Origin of the sequence: Sphingomonas sp. PSPC2-2, assembly GCF_049897725.1 — a bacterium.
Lineage (GTDB): Bacteria > Pseudomonadota > Alphaproteobacteria > Sphingomonadales > Sphingomonadaceae > Sphingomonas.
The window spans coordinates 191,165-209,155 of record NZ_JAFCWU010000008.1 but is presented as its reverse complement, the minus strand read 5'-3'; the positions used below and the strand labels follow the sequence as shown (position 1 = coordinate 209,155).

General features: G+C 64.7%; 20 protein-coding genes. 8 read left to right on the top strand and 12 right to left on the bottom strand.

Features of this window, described 5'->3' with window-relative positions; translation table 11 throughout:
- Positions 1 to 61 precede the first annotated feature (61 nt).
- The 4 genes from ACP7BY_RS15535 to ACP7BY_RS15520 form a co-directional block, all read right to left on the bottom strand.
- On the bottom strand, positions 62 to 373 hold the full coding sequence (locus ACP7BY_RS15535; protein WP_137903348.1) for a hypothetical protein: 312 nt from the start codon (positions 371 to 373) through the stop codon (positions 62 to 64).
- Positions 351 to 836: a Panacea domain-containing protein gene (locus tag ACP7BY_RS15530; protein ID WP_033967320.1), complete on the bottom strand. Its 486-nt coding sequence runs from the start codon at positions 834 to 836 to the stop codon at positions 351 to 353. The genes ACP7BY_RS15535 and ACP7BY_RS15530 overlap by 23 nt, the downstream gene beginning before the upstream one ends.
- A gap of 315 nt (positions 837 to 1,151) precedes the next feature.
- Positions 1,152 to 1,652 carry a hypothetical protein gene (locus ACP7BY_RS15525; protein WP_137903347.1) on the bottom strand — a complete coding sequence of 167 codons (501 nt, stop codon included), beginning with the start codon at positions 1,650 to 1,652 and terminating at the stop codon, positions 1,152 to 1,154.
- A 440-nt stretch (positions 1,653 to 2,092) separates the two neighbouring features.
- Positions 2,093 to 2,317: a hypothetical protein gene (locus ACP7BY_RS15520; protein WP_010406861.1), complete on the bottom strand. Its 225-nt coding sequence runs from the start codon at positions 2,315 to 2,317 to the stop codon at positions 2,093 to 2,095.
- Positions 2,318 to 2,563: 246 nt separating this feature from the next.
- Here ACP7BY_RS15520 and ACP7BY_RS15515 point away from each other — a divergent pair, with 246 nt between their 5' ends.
- From ACP7BY_RS15515 to ACP7BY_RS15505, 3 genes are all read left to right on the top strand, one after another.
- Entirely contained in the window at positions 2,564 to 4,009 is a 1,446-nt protein-coding gene (locus tag ACP7BY_RS15515; protein ID WP_137903346.1) for an amidohydrolase, read from the top strand.
- On the top strand, positions 4,006 to 5,304 hold the full coding sequence (locus tag ACP7BY_RS15510) for an amidohydrolase family protein (RefSeq protein ID WP_137903345.1): 1,299 nt from the start codon (positions 4,006 to 4,008) through the stop codon (positions 5,302 to 5,304). Before ACP7BY_RS15515 ends, ACP7BY_RS15510 begins: the two co-directional genes overlap by 4 nt.
- A gap of 407 nt (positions 5,305 to 5,711) precedes the next feature.
- Positions 5,712 to 7,151, top strand: a complete 1,440-nt coding sequence (locus ACP7BY_RS15505; RefSeq protein WP_126845512.1) for a DEAD/DEAH box helicase — start codon at positions 5,712 to 5,714, stop codon at positions 7,149 to 7,151.
- 32 nt (positions 7,152 to 7,183) lie between these two features.
- Here ACP7BY_RS15505 and ACP7BY_RS15500 read toward each other — a convergent pair whose 3' ends face one another.
- The gene (locus ACP7BY_RS15500) at positions 7,184 to 7,849 is read right to left on the bottom strand and encodes a nitroreductase (RefSeq protein ID WP_033967395.1); all 666 of its coding nucleotides are present in this window, start codon (positions 7,847 to 7,849) and stop codon (positions 7,184 to 7,186) included.
- Positions 7,850 to 7,950: 101 nt separating this feature from the next.
- Here ACP7BY_RS15500 and ACP7BY_RS15495 point away from each other — a divergent pair, with 101 nt between their 5' ends.
- The 3 genes from ACP7BY_RS15495 (at position 7,951) to ACP7BY_RS15485 (ending at position 10,564) form a co-directional block, all read left to right on the top strand.
- Entirely contained in the window at positions 7,951 to 9,123 is a 1,173-nt protein-coding gene (locus ACP7BY_RS15495; RefSeq protein WP_033967396.1) for an acetyl-CoA C-acetyltransferase, read from the top strand.
- Between the two features lie 115 nt (positions 9,124 to 9,238).
- Entirely contained in the window at positions 9,239 to 10,021 is a 783-nt protein-coding gene (locus ACP7BY_RS15490) for an SDR family NAD(P)-dependent oxidoreductase (protein WP_137903344.1), read from the top strand.
- Between the two features lie 114 nt (positions 10,022 to 10,135).
- Complete coding sequence (locus tag ACP7BY_RS15485; RefSeq protein WP_033964438.1) at positions 10,136 to 10,564, top strand: acyl-CoA thioesterase; 429 nt, start codon at positions 10,136 to 10,138, stop codon at positions 10,562 to 10,564.
- A 179-nt stretch (positions 10,565 to 10,743) separates the two neighbouring features.
- Here the strand turns inward: ACP7BY_RS15485 and ACP7BY_RS15480 are convergent, their stop codons facing one another.
- The 6 genes from ACP7BY_RS15480 to ACP7BY_RS15455 are packed head-to-tail and all read right to left on the bottom strand — an operon-like array spanning position 10,744 to position 15,708.
- Positions 10,744 to 11,532 carry a crotonase/enoyl-CoA hydratase family protein gene (locus ACP7BY_RS15480; protein WP_033964439.1) on the bottom strand — a complete coding sequence of 263 codons (789 nt, stop codon included), beginning with the start codon at positions 11,530 to 11,532 and terminating at the stop codon, positions 10,744 to 10,746.
- On the bottom strand, positions 11,529 to 13,064 hold the full coding sequence (locus ACP7BY_RS15475; protein WP_137902672.1) for an acyl-CoA synthetase: 1,536 nt from the start codon (positions 13,062 to 13,064) through the stop codon (positions 11,529 to 11,531). The genes ACP7BY_RS15480 and ACP7BY_RS15475 overlap by 4 nt, the downstream gene beginning before the upstream one ends.
- Before the next feature lie 47 nt (positions 13,065 to 13,111).
- Complete coding sequence (locus ACP7BY_RS15470; protein WP_137902673.1) at positions 13,112 to 13,705, bottom strand: winged helix-turn-helix domain-containing protein; 594 nt, start codon at positions 13,703 to 13,705, stop codon at positions 13,112 to 13,114.
- Between the two features lie 41 nt (positions 13,706 to 13,746).
- A complete protein-coding gene (locus ACP7BY_RS15465) occupies positions 13,747 to 14,649 on the bottom strand; it encodes a transposase (protein WP_137902674.1) in 903 nt (300 codons plus the stop codon).
- Positions 14,649 to 15,557 carry a hypothetical protein gene (locus ACP7BY_RS15460; RefSeq protein ID WP_137902675.1) on the bottom strand — a complete coding sequence of 303 codons (909 nt, stop codon included), beginning with the start codon at positions 15,555 to 15,557 and terminating at the stop codon, positions 14,649 to 14,651. The genes ACP7BY_RS15465 and ACP7BY_RS15460 overlap by 1 nt, the downstream gene beginning before the upstream one ends.
- Positions 15,550 to 15,708, bottom strand: coding sequence for a hypothetical protein (locus tag ACP7BY_RS15455; RefSeq protein WP_156142986.1), 159 nt, complete (start codon positions 15,706 to 15,708; stop codon positions 15,550 to 15,552). Before ACP7BY_RS15455 ends, ACP7BY_RS15460 begins: the two co-directional genes overlap by 8 nt.
- 184 nt (positions 15,709 to 15,892) lie before the next feature.
- On the opposite strand from ACP7BY_RS15455, the gene ACP7BY_RS15450 reads away from it, so the two are divergent.
- Positions 15,893 to 16,342 (top strand): PaaI family thioesterase, encoded by a 450-nt coding sequence (locus ACP7BY_RS15450; RefSeq protein WP_033964440.1) that lies wholly within the window; start codon positions 15,893 to 15,895, stop codon positions 16,340 to 16,342.
- Positions 16,342 to 16,719, top strand: a complete 378-nt coding sequence (locus ACP7BY_RS15445) for a PaaI family thioesterase (RefSeq protein ID WP_033964441.1) — start codon at positions 16,342 to 16,344, stop codon at positions 16,717 to 16,719. Before ACP7BY_RS15450 ends, ACP7BY_RS15445 begins: the two co-directional genes overlap by 1 nt.
- A 17-nt stretch (positions 16,720 to 16,736) precedes the next feature.
- On the opposite strand, the gene ACP7BY_RS15440 is transcribed toward ACP7BY_RS15445, so the two are convergent.
- The gene (locus tag ACP7BY_RS15440) at positions 16,737 to 17,978 is read right to left on the bottom strand and encodes a PQQ-dependent sugar dehydrogenase (protein ID WP_137902676.1); all 1,242 of its coding nucleotides are present in this window, start codon (positions 17,976 to 17,978) and stop codon (positions 16,737 to 16,739) included.
- Positions 17,979 to 17,991: the final 13 nt, after the last annotated feature.

Below are 17,991 nucleotides of genomic sequence, written 5' to 3'. Positions count from 1 at the left end.
GACAACATCATCGACCTTTGCTGCGAGGCTTGGAACAGGCTGGTTGATCAGCCATGGCGCATCATGACAATCGGACGCCGCAAATGGGCGCGTGGGTCGTGATCAATGCAGGTTGGTATAACAGGCCGCAAGCAATCGATACAGCGAGGCGAATCCGCCAATGCCAGTCGACTTCGGTTTTGAAAGCCGCGATATATTCGGCGGATGCGGCCTTGTAAGATTCCCAACGCCCAAAGTCCGCTGTGAGCAAATCAACGCGATCGGCTAAAGCCTTAAGATCGTCAGGAGTTAGGGCCGCCGCGGATGCCTCACCGGCAGCGGCATCGCCAATTATGCTTTCAATCGAATCGTTAAGACGTGGCGCGTCGCTCATGCGCCAGCTTTTTATAGTGTTCTGCGATTATTGCATTCGGAATATCTTCCGAACTACCCAAGCCGCCTCGATATGTTTTCGACCATGGCGTGTCGGTTTCGTGCGTTATCCGGGACAACGAAAAAGCATGCATATCGCCGTAATTCTGTACGACCGAATGAACGACCGATCGTTGCGCGTCAGACAGATTCGCGACTTGGGGCGCTCCAAACGGGCCCATTGCGCTGCCTTGGATTGGCTGCGAACCGAAGCGTCGAAACTCGCGATAAATCGACGGAAAAACGGGGCCATGCTGCCACGCTTCCGGCTCTTCATTCACCAGCGGAACGTTAAGCAACGCGAGCGACCAACCGTGCGCGATATAAACCAGCTTCAAAAGCTGCATGATCGTTAGCGACTTACCCTGATCTCGAGCTTCATCGAGTACGGCGTTAGCGACTGCTAGAGGTGCGAATGCAGTCATTGCGGTGCCCTCCTTTGAACAGCGTTGCTTCACAACAAAAAATCCGGCGCGCGAAAAATCGCGTGTCGAAATCAGAAGCTCATTTCGTAAACCTACATCGTTTTGTCAAATTGACGCTTGACAGTCAATTTTTGCGCTTGCCCTTCAGGGCGTTCACAAGCGCCCACAAGCGGCAGCCGTCGCTCGGCAGCGCGAGAGGCAGAAAATAAATTTTCGCTCCTCGTTGCCCCACTGGAAGCCCCTAGCAGGCATTTGCTCCCTGCACGGAGGAAGACGGCACCATCGCAGACTGGTCATCAACATCGCAAGGGCAGATCAGCCTACATTCCAAGGGATTCTTAGCGTCAGGCCGGAATTTGGCCCGGGCGGGAGTCCTAAGGCAGGCTCAAGCCCCGGCGACATACGAAGGTCATCGAGGATCGCTTGCGGATCGACCATAGCGCCGATTTTGGCCTGGGAAGCCTGCCTTGGTGCCATAACCGCCTTCGCTCGATAGACTTCCAAATAAGCGATACGTTCGTCGATCGCATACCGGCAAAGCCCGCGTGTGAAGTACCGATTAAATTCGCCCTCCCCCATTGTTTCGTGGGCGGTGTAGGGAACGGCTGCGGTGGTATATCCGCCCTTTGACGTTCTTCTCTCGACGTGAGCTTTCAGACATCGACATCGAACAATAGAAGCCGCTAATGTATCGTCATTTCCGTTTTCGGCCGCCTCTTTGAGCAAACGCGGCCAAATCTCGCAACCTTGCGAATTTAGATAGTTGCTGATGTAAATCGATCCATTATTTACATCCATTTCGATTTCTTCGACCACGAACCGCCGCGTTGCGGCGTCAAGGTTTTCATATGCTAAGCCCACGCGCGCGCGCCGATTCGTTAGAATTGGAAAGTGCGCATTATCAATAAGCTTTAGCAAGCGTTCGCGTTGCCATTTTGGCGGATCAACCCTCCGCCTACTCGTCCCCGTTCAGAACGGCCACTTTGCCGACTTTCGTAGCAAGTGTCGCTAGCCTGCTTCCCGCCTAGCCTAAGCCGGATATAAGCATCTGAGCGCAGCACCGCTTTAACACCCGATTTTGCATCTCTCTAACCTGCCGGTTCATTTTCTAGGCGGGCAGGTGGTCATCGTCTCCCCAACAGGAACGCCCCCACCCCGCCAAAAACAAAAAGCCCGGCGGTGGTGCCGCCGGGCCTGAGGTTGCGCCTAGGGAGCAAACCTGGCGTGTCTGAATCCACTATAGGACGAAAATCAGGTCAGAGCGCGTTGCCCGTCGCGGCAGCGGCATTGGTGTCGGCTGCGTTGGTGTCGATCACGGTGTCATTGCCGATGGTGTCGTTGCCGAACGCGTCATTGCCGAGCGTGTCGTTGAGCGAGAGATCCTCGTTCGCCACCGCGCTGGTGTTGCTGCCACCGCCGCCGCACGCCGCCAGCGAAAGCGCCATCGCGGCCGTCAGCGTCAGGGCCAAAACCTTCTTCATCGTCGAATCTCCTTGAAATCTTGGCCCAGCCAGCGGCATCCGCACCACTGCCCCCCAGGCACCGCATCAATCTCTACTAAAACGATGTGCATTCAATTGCGTTGATCTTTAGTACCCCCAAGTTTTTCTTTCAGCGTTCTCGCGTTTCTCCCCGAGCGGCACCCCGCACCGCGCGCGGTTGACAGCCCCTGCCAATCCCGGAATGTTGCGCAAAACCAAGCCGATCGCGGCGCAAGGGGGACTTTCATGGCGGATCGAATTCTGCCCGCACGGCTGCGGGCGCTGCTGGGTGCCGCGGCCATCACGGCGCTGCTCGCGGGCTGCGTCAGCGACGGCGGGGCGAAGCCTGCGACCGCCTCGACTCCCGCCAAAGCCGGGCCCGGCGCGGGGAAGGGTTTTGCGCATGATCCCTACCCGTCGACCTACAAGCCCTATCCCGGCGTGCCGACGCTCGTCACCCATGTCACCATCTTCGACGGCGAGGGCGGGCGGATCGACGATGGCGCGGTGCTGTTCGCCGATGGCAAGATCGTGGCGCTTGGCCAGAGCGTCGCGGCCCCGGCGGGCGCGACCGTCATCGATGGCACCGGCAAGACGCTTACCCCCGGCATCATCGATATTCACAGCCATTTGGGCGATTACCCCTCGCCCGGCGTCCAGGCCAATTCGGACGGCAATGAAGCGACCGGCCCCGTCACCGCCGATGTCTGGGCCGAACATAGCGTGTGGCCGCAGGACCCGGGGTTCAGCCGCGCGCTGGTCAATGGCGGGGTTACCACGCTGCAGATCCTGCCTGGCTCCGCCAATTTGATGGGCGGCCGCTCGGTCGTGATCAAGAATGTCTATGCCCGCACCGAACAGGGCATGAAATTCCCCGGCGCGCCGTACGGCCTAAAGATGGCGTGCGGCGAGAACCCCAAGCGCGTCTACGGCTCCAAGGGGCGCGAACCCTCGACCCGCATGGGCAATATCGCGGTCGACCGCCAAACCTGGGCGCGCGCGGCCGAATATAAGCGCAAATGGGACAAATATGAGAAGGACGGCGGCGAAATCCCCGGCCGCGACATCGCCATGGATACGCTGGCGGGGGTGCTGTCGGGTGAAATCCTCGTCCAGAATCATTGCTACCGCGCCGACGAAATGGCCATCGTCATGGATATGGCCAAGGAGTTCGGCTACCACGTCAGCGCCTTCCACCACGCGGTGGAGGCCTATAAGATTGCCGATCTGCTGAAGCAGAATGGCACCTGCGCCGCGGTCTGGGCTGATTGGTGGGGCTTCAAGATGGAAGCCTATGACGCGATCGGCGAGAACCTTGCGCTGCTGCAGAAGAACGGTGCCTGCGCGATGATCCACTCGGACGACGCCGACGGCATCCAGCGCCTCAACCAGGAAGTGGCCAAGGCGCTCGCCTCGGGCCGCCATGCCGGGATCGACATTTCGGACGCGGTCGCCTGGGAATGGCTGACCTATAACCCGGCCAAGGCGCTCGGCATCGCCGACAAGACCGGCAGCCTGAAACCCGGCAAGATGGCCGATGTCGTGCTGTGGAACGGCAATCCGTTCAGCGTCTATACCCGGCCCGAAAAGGTGTGGATCGACGGGGCGTTGCTCTACGACGCCAACGATCCGAAGCGACGGCCCGTCTCCGATTTCGAACTCGGCCAGCCCGGTGCGGGAGATACCAAGTGAAGCGCCTCCTGCTGCTCAGCGCCGCCTTCCTCGCCGCGCCCGCCGCCGCCCAATCGGTCGCGATCACCAATGCCAAGCTCGTCATCGGGGACGGCTCCGCGCCGATCGAGGGCGGCACCGTCATCGTTCGTGACGGGCGCGTCGTTGCGGCGGGCAAGGCGGTCGCGGTTCCCGCCGGGATCGCCACGGTCGATGCCGGTGGCCGCTGGGTCACCCCCGGCATCGTCGCGGGCTTCACCCGCATGGGCATCGTCGAGGTCGATGGCGTCGATGAAACCAACGATGCCGGTGCCCGCACCAGCCCGTTCCACGCCGCGATCGACATTGCGCCAGCGGTCAACCCGGCGACCTCCTCGATCCCGCTCAACCGCGCCGAGGGCGTAACGCGCGCGATCGTCGCGCCCGACAATGCCGGGTCGATCTTTGCCGGACAGGGCGCAGTGATCGACCTCGGGGCCGACCGCAGCCCCATCACCCGGGCGCGCGCCTTCCAGTTCATGGAATATGGCGAAGGCGGCGCCCGGGCCGCCGGGGGCAGCCGCCCGGCCGCGCTCACTGCCTTCCGCAACGCCATCGCCCAGGCGCGCGACTACGCCCGCGATCCGGCCCATTATGCCGATCAGGGCAAGGACGCGCTGCTGACGCGTGCCGATGCCGAGGCGCTGGTGCCGGTGGTGAATGGCCGCATGCCCCTGCTCGTCCATGTCGAGCGCGCGGCGGACATGCTCGCGCTGATCGAGCTCAAGCGCGATTTCCCGGCATTGAAGCTGGTGTTCGTCGGCGCAGGCGAAGGCTGGATGGTCGCGCACGAACTCGCTGCGGCGCATGTGCCCGTCATCGCCTCGGCGCTCGCCGATCTGCCCGAATCGTTCGACCAGCTCGGCGCAACCCAGTCCAATGTCGGGCGGATGAAGGCGGCCGGCGTGCTGGTCGGCATCGGCACGATCAACGACGACGAAGCCCGCCAGGCGCGGCGCGAGAAGCAATATGCCGGCAATCTGGTCGCGCTGACCAAGCTGCCCGGCGCGACCGGCCTCGACTGGAACGCCGCCTTCGCCGCGATCACCTCGGTGCCGGCCGAAGCGATCGGCCTGGGCGACGAGATCGGCTCGCTCAAAACCGGGCGGCGCGGCGACGTGGTGATCTGGGACGGCGATCCGCTCGAACTCGGCACGGCGGTGGCGGCGGTCTATATCGACGGCATCAAGCAACCCTTGCGCACCCGCCAGGATGCACTCCGCGAGCGCTACATAGTGCCGCAGGAAGGTGCTTTACCCAAGGCGTATGAGCGGTGAGGCGCGGCTGACGCTCTGCCTTGACGCGGCACCACAACGCCCGCCGTCACCCCGGCCTGGTGCCGGGGTCCACTTTGCGGCGACCGCTCCCTACATTGCTGGCGGTATCGGCCGCGGCTGGGTGGACCCCGGCACCAGGCCGGGGTGACGGCGGTAGGGCGATTACCACTCCCGCACCTCCGCCTTGCGCCTCGGTCTCCACCATCTTGACTTTCCGCACCGCAGCAGGCATATGCGCCCTATCGAGGCGTCATGCAGCGTGATTAGGTATGCCGTTAACCGGTAGCCCAAGCTCCGCCTCGGTCGTTATCCAACGGACTTCCCTTTTCACGCGGGGTGTCATCCTCCCCCCGCCATCCGTGCGTCCAGAACGCGCGTCCATGGCACATGCAATGGACTGAACCATTATGACTTTCGCACAACTCGGCCTCGCCGAGCCGCTCGTCCGCGCGCTCGAAGCCAAGGGCTACACCACCCCCACCCCGATCCAGAAGCAGTCGATCCCGATCCTGCTCGAAGGCGGCGATCTGCTCGGCATCGCGCAGACCGGCACCGGCAAGACGGCGGCCTTCGTGCTCCCGTCGATCCAGCAGCTCGTCAACAACGAAAAGCGCGTGCTGCCGACGCATTGCCGCATGCTCGTGCTCGCCCCGACGCGCGAACTGGCCAGCCAGATCGCCGAGAGTGCCCGCGAATACGGTAAGTTCTCCAAGATGTCGGTCGCAACCGTGTTCGGCGGCACCAGCATCAACAAGAACCGCCAGGACATGGCGCGCGGCGTCGACATCCTCGTCGCGACGCCGGGCCGCTTGCTCGACCTGATCGAGCAGCGTTTCGTCAGCCTCGCGATGCTTGAAATCCTGGTGCTCGACGAAGCTGACCAGATGCTCGACCTCGGCTTCATCCACGCGCTGCGCAAGATCGTGCGGATGCTGCCCAAGCAGCGCCAGACCCTGTTCTTCTCGGCGACGATGCCGAATGCGATCCGTGAGCTTGCCAACCAGTTCCTCAACGATCCCAAGACGGTGAAGGTCGCGCCGACCTCCAGCACCGCCGAGCGCGTCGACCAGTTCGTCACCTTCCTCAACCAGGGCGAAAAGCAGGCGCTGCTGACGATCCTGCTGCGTGACGAGAAGGTCGAGCGCGCGCTCGTCTTCACCCGCACCAAGCACGGTGCCGACCGCGTCGTGAAGCTGCTCGGTGCCAATGGCATCGTCTCCAACGCGATCCACGGCAATAAGAGCCAGCCGCAGCGCGAACGCGCGCTCGCCGAGTTCAAGTCGGGCAAGGCCAAGGTGCTCGTCGCAACCGACATCGCCGCGCGCGGCATCGACGTGTCGGGCGTGTCCCACGTGTTCAACTTCGAGCTGCCCAACGTGCCCGAGCAGTATGTCCACCGCATCGGCCGCACCGCGCGGGCCGGCGCATCGGGCACCGCGATCAGCTTCGTGGCGGATGATGAGCGGACGTACCTGCGCGACATCGAGAAGCTGACGCGCGTCAAGCCCGAGATGATGCAGCTTCCCGAAGGCTTCACCGCCGAAGCAGCGCGGATCAAGGCGGCACGCCCGGCGGGTTCGGACACATTCGAACGTCGCGATGACTCGGGCCGCCACCGCGCCCCGCCCAAGGCGACGCATGCTGCACGCCCGACCGGTGATCGCTCGGCTGGCGCTGGCCGTCCGGCTGGCGCACGCCCCGAAGGCGCAGGCCGTCCGGCTGGCGGCGGTCGTCCCGGTGGCCAGGGTCGCCCCGGCGGCGGCTATGGCCGTCCGGCTGGTGGTCGCCCCGGCGGCCAAGGCCGTCCCGCAGGTGGCGGTGGCCGCCGCTCGCCAGCAGCAGGCTGATTTCCCTTTCCCTCTCCCAAGGGGAGAGGGAATTAATCCCAGATCCGCAACCACTCCTCTTCCGGAGCCCGTGCACTGCGCAAGCGGTTCGCGGGCTCTTCTGTATCCTCGAACCCGATCGCCATGCCGCAGAACAGCATCCGCTCAGGCGGGATGCCGATCGCCTCGCCTACCGTCTCCGGGTACATCGCCCAGCATTCCTGCGCGCAGGTCGCCAGCCCGGCCTCGACAGCGAGCAGCATCACATTCTGCAGATACATGCCAAGATCGGCCCATTGCGGCGGCCCCATCCGCCGGTCGACGGTGCAGAACAACGCGGCAGGCGCGCCGAAGAACTGGAAGTTGCGCGCAAACCATAAGCGCCGCGCGGCCTTGTCCTCACGCGGGATGCCGATCTCGCCATACATAGCCTCGCCCACGGCAAAACGCCGGTCGCGATATGGCGCGACCAGCTCCTTTGGATAGATGTCATATGCTGGGGTTTCTGGCTGACCCCATTGGATCTTGTGCAGCACCGCCGCCTTGAGCCGCGCGAGCGGATCGCCGGTCAGCAGGTCGATATGCCAGGGCTGTAAATTGCCCCCGGTTGCCGCCCGCGCGGCCTTGGTGACGATGCCGTGCAGCACCGCCGGATCGACCGGATCGGCGCGAAACCCGCGCGCCGATCGCCGCGCCGCAATCGCTTCGCTGACCTCCATCACCCTATCCTTTCGATCATTCGGTATGCGAACCACCTTGCCGAGCGCGGAGGATCACGGCAAGAGAGGTTGCAAATAACAACGGATATGGAGAGTCGAGCATGGCCGAGGCATATATCGTGGATGCGGTGCGCACCGCTGGCGGCAAACGCGGCGGCAAACTCGCCGGTTGGCACCCGGTCGATATGGCGGCGGCGGTGCTGGATGCGATCGTCGCGCGCACCGGGATCGACGGGGCCGCGGTCGACGACGTCATCATGGGCTGTGTAATGCAAGGCGGGCAGCAGGCCGGGCAAGTCGGCCGCAATGCCGTGCTCGCCGCCCGAAACCTGCCCGACAGCGTCCCCGCCGTATCGATCGACCGGCAATGCGGCTCCTCGCAGCAGGCAATGCAGTTCGCCGCGCAAGCGGTAATGTCGGGCACGCAGGATATCGTGATCGCGGCAGGCGTGGAGAGCATGACGCGCGTGCCGATGGGCTCGACCGCGACGCTGTTCATGAAAGAGGGGCTCGGCAATTACAAATCGCCGCGGCTGGAGGAGAAATATCCCGGCATCCTGTTCAGCCAGTTCATGGGCGCCGAAATGATCGTCAAGAAGCACGGCTTCGACCGCGCCCAGCTTGATGCCTTCGCGCTCGAAAGCCACCGCCGCGCCGCCGCCGCGACCGAGCGCGGGGCCTTTGCCGATGAGATCATCGCGCTCGACATCGAGACCTCCGAAGGCGTCGTCGCCCACGCCACCGATGAAGGCATCCGCTTCGATGCGACGCTGGAGAGCATCGGTTCGGTCAAGCTGCTGCAGGAAGGCGGCAGCATCTCCGCCGCCAATGCCAGCCAGATTTGCGATGGCGCCAGCGCGGTGATGATCGTCAGCGAAGCAGCGCTAAAGGCCCACAACCTCACCCCGATCGCACGGATCGTGAACCTGACGGTGACGGGCGGCGACCCGGTGATCATGCTGGAGGAACCGCTGTTCGCGACCGACCGCGCCTTGCAGCGGGCCGGCATGAAGATCGACGACATCGACCTGTACGAAGTCAACGAAGCCTTCGCGCCGGTGCCGCTCGCCTGGCTGAAGCATGTCGGCGCAGACCATGCCAAGTTGAACGTCAATGGCGGCGCGATCGCGCTGGGCCATCCGCTCGGGGCCTCAGGCACCAAATTGATGGCGACCTTGGTCCATGCGCTCAAGCACTCGGGCGGGCGGTACGGCCTGCAGACGATGTGCGAAGGCGGCGGCATCGCCAACGTCACGATCATCGAGCGGATTTGACCACGGCGTCGCGCCGGCGGAGGCCGGGGCCGCCACGTTGCGAAGCGCAACACCGGCACTGCACACACCAAAGCGGCCCCGGCCTCCGCCGGGGCGACGAACTAGGGGAGACCTCATGAATCTCGATTCCACCAAAGCCGCCGTTGTCACCGGCGGTGCCTCCGGCCTTGGCGCCGCCACCGCCCGTGCGCTCGCGGCCAAGGGCGTAAAGGTCGCGATCTTCGATTTGCAGACCGAAAAGGGCGAAGCCGTGGCCGCCGAAATCGGCGGCGTGTTCTGCGAAGTGAACGTCACCTCCGAGGAATCGGTCGATGCCGGTTTCGCCAAGGCGCGCGCGGCGCATGGGCAGGAATCGGTGCTGGTGTGCTGCGCCGGGACCGGCAATGCGATGAAGACCGCCAGCCGATCCAAGGAAGACGGCAGCATCAAGCATTTCAGCCTGGCCGCGTTTGACTGGCTCATCCAGATCAACCTGGTCGGCACTTTCCGCTGCGTCGCCAAATCGGCCGCCGGAATGCTGACGCTGGAGCCGGGCGAAGATGGCGAGCGCGGCGCGATCGTGATGACCGCCAGCGTCGCCGCCGAGGACGGGCAAATCGGCCAAGCCGCCTATTCCGCGTCCAAGGGCGGCGTCGTCGGCATGACGTTGCCGATCGCGCGCGACCTGATGGGCGAAGGTATTCGCGTCAACACCATCCTGCCGGGCATTTTCGAAACGCCGCTGATGCAAGGCGCGCCGCAGCAAGTGAAGGACAATCTCGCCGCCTCGGTGCCGTTCCCCAAGCGGCTCGGCAAGCCCGAGGAATATGCCAAGCTCGCGCTCGCGATGGTCGAGAACAGCTATTTCAACGGCGAGGACGTCCGCCTCGACGGCGCGATCCGTATGGCGCCGCGGTAACATCTCCCCTCCCGCGTGCGGGAGGGGCTGGGGGAGGGAAAATGATTCCCTCGCACCTGCCCCACGCCCCTCCCCTAACCCCTCCCGCAAGCGGGAGGGGAATAAGGAACCTTCATGCCCCGCCCTGCCCCCCATCGCCTCGACCCCGCCAGCTATCCGCACCGCGAGACGATCCAGACGCGCTTCCAGGATCTCGACGTGCTGGGCCATATCAACAATGTCGCGATGGCCGGTCTGTTCGAAAGCGGCCGCGTGCGCTTCAACCGTGCGATGAACTTGACCGGATGGTCGGGCCATCGCTGGCTCGTCGCCAAGCTCGAGATCAATTATCTGGGCGAGGGCTTCTTCCCCGACGATGTCGAAATCGCCAGCGGCATTGGCGAGATCGGCAAGCGGAGCTGGAGCATTCTCGCCGCCGCCTTCCAAAAGGGCGAATGCATCGCCACCGCCGATGTGGTGCTGGTGATGAGCGCTAGCGGCGGCCTGACCGAACTGCCCCCGGAATTCCGCGCCGGGCTGGAGGCGCACCGCATTCGCGCTTGAGGGGTGGTGCACACGGCATCCCCCTTCCGTAGAGGGGAAAGCCGCCCCCTTCCCCGTTCGCCCTGAGCCTGTCGAAGGGCACCTCTCCCCCCGCGATCGCTGCGGCCTGAGGAGAGCGGGGCTTCGACAAGCTCAGCCCGAACGGAATTTGAGGGGGGCCTACCTAAAGGAAATCGCCCCTAATCCGCGTCGTGGAACACCGCCGGGCGCTTCTGGATGTTGGCGGCGACTTGCTCCATCATCGGCGGCTGACCGATCACCGCGACCTGCTCGGCGGTTTCGGCTTCGAGCATCGCCAACGGATCGGCATCGAACGCCATGTTGCACAGGCGCTTGGCCCCACGGATCGCATTGGGGCTCTTGGCGGCGATATCGTGCGCCAGCGCCAGCGCCGCGGCGTGCGGATCCTCGGCAATGCGTGTGATGAAGCCGTGGTGCAACGCTTCCTCGGCATCGAATTCGCGCGCGGTGTAGATCAGTTCGCGCAGTACGTCGTCGCGCACCAAGCCACGCCAGATCGGGAAGCCCGCCATATCGGGCACCAGCCCCCAATAGAGTTCGCGGATCGAAAAGCGCGTGCCCGGTGCCGCGATGCGGATGTCGGCACCCGACATGATCTGGAACCCGCCGCCAAAGGCCACGCCATGCACCGCCGCGATCACCGGCACCGGCAGGTTACGCCAGCCCCAGGTCACATGCTGCGGCAGGATCGCGCCCTGCGCGTTGCGGTCGACGCGCGACAGGCCGGATCCACCGCCCGCCATGCTGGTCATGTCGAGCCCCGCGCAAAACGCCTTACCCTCGCCCGACAGCACCACCGCGCGCACATCCTTGCGGGGAGCGAGCGCGTCGATCGCGGCGCCAATCCCCTCGAACATCGCCGGGTCGATCGCGTTCATCTTGTCGGCGCGGGTGAGCCGCACATCGGCGATATGGTGCGTGATGGTGGTCGTGACGCGGTCGTTCATACGATCTTACTCCCGGTTTCGCCCCAATAACGGTCGCGAAGCAGCCTTTTGTACAATTTTCCGGTGGCATGGCGCGGCAATTCCGCCGCGAAATCGATCTGGCGCGGGGTTTTTACGCCCGACAGTTCGGCGCGGCACCACGCGGTCAATTCCGCCGCCAATGCCTCGCCCGCCTCGGCCATGTCGACCGGCTGCACCACCGCCACGACACGCTCGCCCATTTCGGGGCACGGTCCGCCGATCACCGCGACATCGGCGACGCGCGGATGCGTGATCAGCCGGTTTTCAATTTCCTGCGGATAGATGTTCACCCCGCCCGAGATGATCATGAAGCTCTTGCGGTCGGTCAGGTAGAGATACCCCTCATCATCGATCCGCCCAATATCGCCGAGCGTCGACCAGCCGCGCGCATTGCGCGCCTCGGCGGTCTTGGCGGGATCATTATGATATTCGAACGCGCCGCCGCCCTCGAAATAGACCAGTCCCTCGGCACCCGGCGGCAAATCCTCGCCCTGCTCATCGCAAATGTGCAGCACGCCGTACGCCGCCTTGCCGACCGAACCCTTGTGCGTCAGCCATTCGGGCGAGGCGATCGTGGTCAGGCCATTGCCCTCCGATCCCGCATAATATTCGTACAGCACGGGGCCCCACCAGGCGATCATCGCTTCCTTCACCGGCACCGGGCACGGCGCGGCGGCATGGATCGCGACCTTGAGGCTCGACAGGTCATAGCGCGCGCGAGTCGCTTCATCGAGCTTCAGCATCCGCACGAAATGCGTCGGCACCCATTGGCTGGCGTTGACATGATAGCGCTCGATCGCGGCAAGCGCGCGTTCGGGGTCGAAATGCTCCATCATCACCACCGTACCGCCCAGACGCTGCACCGTCATCGACCAACGCAAAGGGGCGGCATGATAGAGCGGCGCGGGGCTGAGATAGATGCTGTCGGGGCCAAGGCCATACAGCCCGCGCGCGAGCATTTCGAGCACGGTCGCGCCGGCAATATCGGGGTCTTCGGGCAACGCGACCCGCACGCCCTTGGGGCGTCCTGTGGTGCCGGAGGAATAGAGCATGTCGATCCCCGCACGCTCGTCGGCGATCGGCGTATCGGGCATCGCAGCTACAGCACTCTCCCACGCTTCCCAGCCCTCAATGGAACCCCCGACCGAAAAACGTTCGACATCGCCGGGCAGCCCCGCCGCCACGTTCGCCAGACTGGCAGACAGCACGATCAGCGCCGCCCCCGAATCGCGCAGGATATAGTCAACTTCCGGAGCGGTGAGCTTGGTCGAGATGCACACGAAAAACAGTCCGGCGCGCTGCGCACCCCAGGCGATGTCGTAAAATTCGGGCGTGTTCTCCAGGCACAAGGCGATCGTGTCGCCAACCTTCAACCCGCGCGCACGGAACACATGCGCCGCGCGATTGGACCGTGCGTCTAGCGCGCCGAAGCTGATCGTCTCGCCCGTCTCAGCGACGATCAGTGCGGGTTTCGCGGGATCGGTCCGCGCGTGAACGCTCGGGTGCGACATATCAGGGCCCTCTCACCGGCTATTTCGTTTCGTTTTGAAACGCGAAGCTATACCGCGTTTTCCGGCACGGCAAGGCGGTAGCCCACGCCCTTTTCGGTGTGCAGCAACGGTGCCGCGAATCCCCGATCCAGCTTGGCCCGCAACCGTGACACATGCACCGCAACGACATTGGTGCCGGGATGAAAATCCAGCCCCCACACCGCCCGCCGCAATTCGTCGTGAAGCACCACTTGCCCAGCATGTTCGGCCAGATGCAGCAGCAGGCGATATTCGCGCGGCAATAAATCGAGCGTATGTCCCGAGCGCAAAACGCGACGCTCGACTCGATCGATTTCCAACGCGCCAAGCCGAAGCCGCCCCGGCGCACGCCGCACCAGCGCCGCCAACCGCGCGGCGATCAGCGCATCGCTGGCCGACGATGCAACCGCATCATCGGCACCCGCGTCGATCGCGGCCGCCACCGCTGCGTCGTCCCCTGCAACCACCACGAGCATGGGGATATCGGCTACCCAGCCCGTCCCGCGGAGGAACTGCACCCCGGCGCGCGCGGACGATCCATCCGCCACGAAATGAAGGCCGCGCTTCGCTGCCTCCACACCAAGTCCGGGACGGTGCGGGCCCAAGGCCAGAACGGGTTCCACCGCTCCTGTTTAGCAGCCGCCAAATGCGCAAATGCTGTGCTTTAAATCCGTTTTGGACCCAAAAGGGCTTGCCGAGCATAGCCCGCGACATAGCCATCGGGATCGCCCAGACCGCGTGCGAGCACTGCGCGCCGCTCCGCCTCCCCGGCGTGGCGCGAAGCCAGCGCCCGCAGCGCCGTCACGCGCATGCGGGGAGCGGGGTGACGCGTCGCCAATTCATCAGCGAGCGCCACCCCATGCTCGCCCGCCAAATGCACCGCGAGCGCGACCAACGCCTCGGAAGGGGCCGTGGTCAGCCCCTCGGCAATCGTGCCTCCCGTCACGTCGAAGCGGAATTGGTCGCACCATGGTTGAGCGCGGTCGTAAGCAAGGATATTGAGCGACACCGACAAGCTGTCGGGCGGCAATTGCCGGTGTACGTCGCGCCGCGCGCGATACAGCAACACCTTGCCCGGTTCGAGCCGCGATCGCTCGACAAACCGCAGGCCCGCGACTTCGCCGGGCAAGCCGGTCACGGCATCGACGTCATAATCGTAATAATCGCTCCAATAGCCCGGCCCCTGATAGCCGACGGTCAGGAACGAGAAATTATGGTCGTGCGGCAGATCGTAGAAGAACGGCGCGGTGCCGCTCGCGCGCACAACCGCATCGTTGCGGGCCGGCCAGAAATTGGCACGCAACACATAACGGCCATTGGCCGGCCGCAACAGGAACACCTGCGCACCATAGGAATTGCCGTTCGACTGCCCCGAACAGCGGTCCTCCAGTTCCGCAATCACGAGATCGGCCAGGAAGTCGCGGTTGCGCCCGAGCCGCGCCAAAAGCGGCCCCAGAGCTGCAAGCGAATCCTCGTCGCGGGCATCGAACAGTGTCTCATCGAGCGTCGCGACCAGATCGTCGAGGCCGATCGCGTCGCCGTCACCGGGATCGAGCAAGCGCGGCATCAGGCAGCGATTCGCTCTTCAACCAGCGCCAATGTCGCGGTCGCCGCCGCGCGCACCTCGGCATTGGGGTCCGCCTCCGCCATTTCCCGCAGGCGTGGCAACGCCGCGCGCGTGTCGATCGCCAGCCACTCGCGCATCGCGCCCCACCGCAGGAAGAAGGCGGGGTCGCGTGTCGCGGCGGCGAAGCGCTCTTGCGCTCCAGGGCGTTGCGCCAGGCGGAGATAGGCGAGCAACATCTGCGTGCGCGCGGCCCGATCGTCATTGGTCGCTACGCGCACCAAGGCACCCGTCTCGATCGCATATTCGCGTGCGTAAGGGGCCGTTTCAGTCCGGATCGTTGCGTTGAGCGTCACCACATCGCTCCGCGCGCCGTCGATCAAATGGCCGCGCGTGCGTCCGTCCAGACGCACCACCGCGCCATCGCGCAGCACAAGATCTGGGGCGGCGCTGCACGGTCGCGCCGTCGCCGCCGAGAAATCCGGGCCCATCGGCTCGGCATCCCACAACCGCAACCGTGCCTCTCCGGCACGGACATACCGCGTCAAGGTCAGGCGTCCCGGCACCACCACCGTTTGCGGCGGAGGCAAAACCGCCAACGCGTCCGCCGACAGCACCGTCGCTGCAATGGAGACGACCGGGTTTTCGAACACCACGGTCCCGATCCGCAGGCCATCGCGCGCGACGCGAAAGGGAGGCTCGAACCATGGATCGTCGCTCAAAGCAGCGACAAGCGGCGCGATCAGCGCACCGACCCAGCCCGTATCGGCTAGCACCGCGACCACCGCATCCTCCACCGCCGGGACAGAGAATGCTGCCTCCAGCGCACGATACGGCTCGCTCGCCCGAAAACGGGCGGCGGCGGCAAAAGACCGTGCCGCCGCCGCATCGAGCGCGCTGCGCTCAACCATTCGGGTAGATTTCATAGATCAGGATCGCGACACCTATGATGTAGTCAAACACATCATCGCCAACCAATTCGAGGGTGCGGATCGCTCCGCTGGTGCCGATCTGCGTTCCAAGATCTACGATCTGGTTGATGTCGAGGTTAAAGATATCCATCGCGCGCCTCCCTTTTGTCCATCAACAATGCGCCGGATCGACCGGCCATCCGATGCTAAGCGCGCAGAGGCACAGTCGAGGAGTTAATTCGGTGTAATATCGCGGGGTGACCGCCCCCACACTCTTTCGGCGCGTCCACCAACGCGCTTGCGCCGGTGCTGCATTGCAGTACATCGCGAGCACAATGACGCCCGAGACCTTGCCGCCTTTCGATCCTCAGCGCTTCATTCGCCATGGCGTGGGCGGGCATGGCGGCTTGCTGAAGCTCAGCTATCACGCGCACGGCCCCGATTGGGTAGAGTTGAAGCTCCCCTATCAAGCTGCGCTGATCGGCGACCCCGACCGCGGCGTGCTCGCCTCCGGCCCGATCCTGACGATGATGGACATGGCGACCAGCCTGGCGGTGTGGACCCGGCTCGGGCGCTTCCGGCCGCATGCGACGCTCGATCTGCGGATCGATTATCTGCGCCCCGCGACGCCGGGCAAAACGGTGGTCGGGCACGGCGAATGCTACCGCATCACCCGCTCGATCTCATTCGTGCGCGGGCAGGCGCATGATGGCGATCCGACCGATCCGCTGGCCCATGTCGCTGGCACCTTCATGTTCACCGACGCCCCGGCGGAGCGCGCGTGATGTTGCCGCCCTATGCCGAACTGCTCGGTATCACGCTTGCCGATGCAGCGGATCCGACCCTGTTGCTGATGCCCAGCGCCGACACGCTGCTTGGGCGGCCGGGCTATTTGCACGGCGGTGCAATTGGCGGATTGCTCGAGATGGCAGCGATCGTCGCCTTGCGGTGTGCGTTGGCGGAGGATGGCGGCGGCCAGATCAAGCCGATCAACGTGACCGTCGATTATATGCGCGGCGGCCGCGAAAAGCCGACCTTCGCCCGGGGATCCGTCACCCGACTCGGCGGCCGCGTCGCCAATGTCGAGGCGACCGCCTGGCAGGACGACGCGGACAAACCGATCGCCGCCGCGCGCATGAACTATCTGATCGTACGCGCCTAAACGACCTCGACGCGGGGTCACCCTTTCGGCGTCAGCCGCACCAAGGCCCCGTCATCCTCCAACAGCCAGATCGCGCCATCGGGGGCCTGGGCGACGTCACGGATGCGCGCGCCCATCGCCCATTGCTCCTCGGCCTTGGCGGTGTCGCCAGACACCGAGACGCGGATCAGCGCCTCACCCGACAACGCCCCGATCAGCAGATTGCCGCGATAGTGCGGAAACATCGCGCCCGAATAGACGATCATCCCGCCCGGCGAGATTGACGGATTCCACCACAATTTGGGTGCCTCGAGATCGGGTCGGCTGGGATGATCGGGGATCATCTTGCCGCTATAATTGTCGCCGTTCGAAACGATCGGCCAACCATAATTGCGCCCCGGCAGGATCAAATTGAGCTCGTCTCCGCCCTTCGGCCCCATCTCCTCTTCCCACAAATGCCCGTCGGCGGTGAACACCATGCCGTAAGGGTTGCGGTGGCCGGTGCTCCACGTTTCGGCGCGTGCGCCGCCCGCTTTGTAATCCGGATTGCCCGGCCACGCCTTGCCATCGAGCGTCAGGCGGAGAATTTTGCCAAGCCGCTGCTCGGGGTCCTGAGCGGGGGTAAAGCGCTGACGCTCGCCCGACGACAAATAGAGCGACTGGCCGTCGGGCGCGAACAGAATATTGGCACCGAACTGCCCGCCGACCCCGTCCGAACCCGCGCGCCACAGCACCTGCACATTGACCAAGGCGGTCCCGCTGAACTGTCCGCGTGCCAGCGCCAGGCTGCTCCCGCCGGTGCGCGGTTCGGAATAGCTGATATAGACCAGCTTGCTCGTCGCGAAATCGGGCGCGAGCGCGATATCGAGCAGCCCGCCCTGCCCCTCGTTCAGCACCTTCGGCACGCCGCCGATGTCGGCGACCGTGCCGTCCGGGTGCCGCCATTTGATCTTGCCGGCCTTCTCGGTCACCAGCGCCGATCCGTCGGGCAGGATCGCAATCGCGAACGGGTCGGCGAACTGGCCGATCTTCTGTATCGCGAAGGGCGGCGTAGTCGCGGCGAGATTGGCGCGGCCGGTGGTCGCCGGAACGTTGGGAACCGTCGCATCGGGCGCATTGTCAGGAAGCGTGGTCACCGGCGGCGCGCTGGGCGAGGGCGTTGGGGTTGCCGGATCGCCCGGTGACGCCACCGGCGGCGTGGTGCTGCTCTGCTGCGGCTGGGCCGAACAGGCAGTCGTGGCGACGAAGGCGATAACGAGCGGCAGACGCGACGACAGCATGAACACTCTCCGG

What these genes read in the sequence shown, in the direction of transcription:
- ACP7BY_RS15505 (WP_126845512.1), top strand. Translation starts at nt 5,712, where the DNA reads ATGACTTTCGCACAACTCGGCCTCGCCGAGCCGCTCGTCCGCGCGCTC.
- ACP7BY_RS15475 (WP_137902672.1), bottom strand. Translation starts at nt 13,064, where the DNA reads ATGTCGCACCCGAGCGTTCACGCGCGGACCGATCCCGCGAAACCCGCA.
- ACP7BY_RS15445 (WP_033964441.1), top strand. Translation starts at nt 16,342, where the DNA reads ATGTTGCCGCCCTATGCCGAACTGCTCGGTATCACGCTTGCCGATGCA.
- ACP7BY_RS15490 (WP_137903344.1), top strand. Translation starts at nt 9,239, where the DNA reads ATGAATCTCGATTCCACCAAAGCCGCCGTTGTCACCGGCGGTGCCTCC.
- ACP7BY_RS15500 (WP_033967395.1), bottom strand. Translation starts at nt 7,849, where the DNA reads ATGGAGGTCAGCGAAGCGATTGCGGCGCGGCGATCGGCGCGCGGGTTT.
- ACP7BY_RS15515 (WP_137903346.1), top strand. Translation starts at nt 2,564, where the DNA reads ATGGCGGATCGAATTCTGCCCGCACGGCTGCGGGCGCTGCTGGGTGCC.
- ACP7BY_RS15535 (WP_137903348.1), bottom strand. Translation starts at nt 373, where the DNA reads ATGAGCGACGCGCCACGTCTTAACGATTCGATTGAAAGCATAATTGGC.
- ACP7BY_RS15460 (WP_137902675.1), bottom strand. Translation starts at nt 15,557, where the DNA reads ATGGTTGAGCGCAGCGCGCTCGATGCGGCGGCGGCACGGTCTTTTGCC.
- ACP7BY_RS15480 (WP_033964439.1), bottom strand. Translation starts at nt 11,532, where the DNA reads ATGAACGACCGCGTCACGACCACCATCACGCACCATATCGCCGATGTG.
- ACP7BY_RS15495 (WP_033967396.1), top strand. Translation starts at nt 7,951, where the DNA reads ATGGCCGAGGCATATATCGTGGATGCGGTGCGCACCGCTGGCGGCAAA.
- ACP7BY_RS15465 (WP_137902674.1), bottom strand. Translation starts at nt 14,649, where the DNA reads ATGCCGCGCTTGCTCGATCCCGGTGACGGCGACGCGATCGGCCTCGAC.
- ACP7BY_RS15450 (WP_033964440.1), top strand. Translation starts at nt 15,893, where the DNA reads ATGACGCCCGAGACCTTGCCGCCTTTCGATCCTCAGCGCTTCATTCGC.
- ACP7BY_RS15455 (WP_156142986.1), bottom strand. Translation starts at nt 15,708, where the DNA reads ATGGATATCTTTAACCTCGACATCAACCAGATCGTAGATCTTGGAACG.
- ACP7BY_RS15530 (WP_033967320.1), bottom strand. Translation starts at nt 836, where the DNA reads ATGACTGCATTCGCACCTCTAGCAGTCGCTAACGCCGTACTCGATGAA.
- ACP7BY_RS15520 (WP_010406861.1), bottom strand. Translation starts at nt 2,317, where the DNA reads ATGAAGAAGGTTTTGGCCCTGACGCTGACGGCCGCGATGGCGCTTTCG.
- ACP7BY_RS15440 (WP_137902676.1), bottom strand. Translation starts at nt 17,978, where the DNA reads ATGCTGTCGTCGCGTCTGCCGCTCGTTATCGCCTTCGTCGCCACGACT.
- ACP7BY_RS15485 (WP_033964438.1), top strand. Translation starts at nt 10,136, where the DNA reads ATGCCCCGCCCTGCCCCCCATCGCCTCGACCCCGCCAGCTATCCGCAC.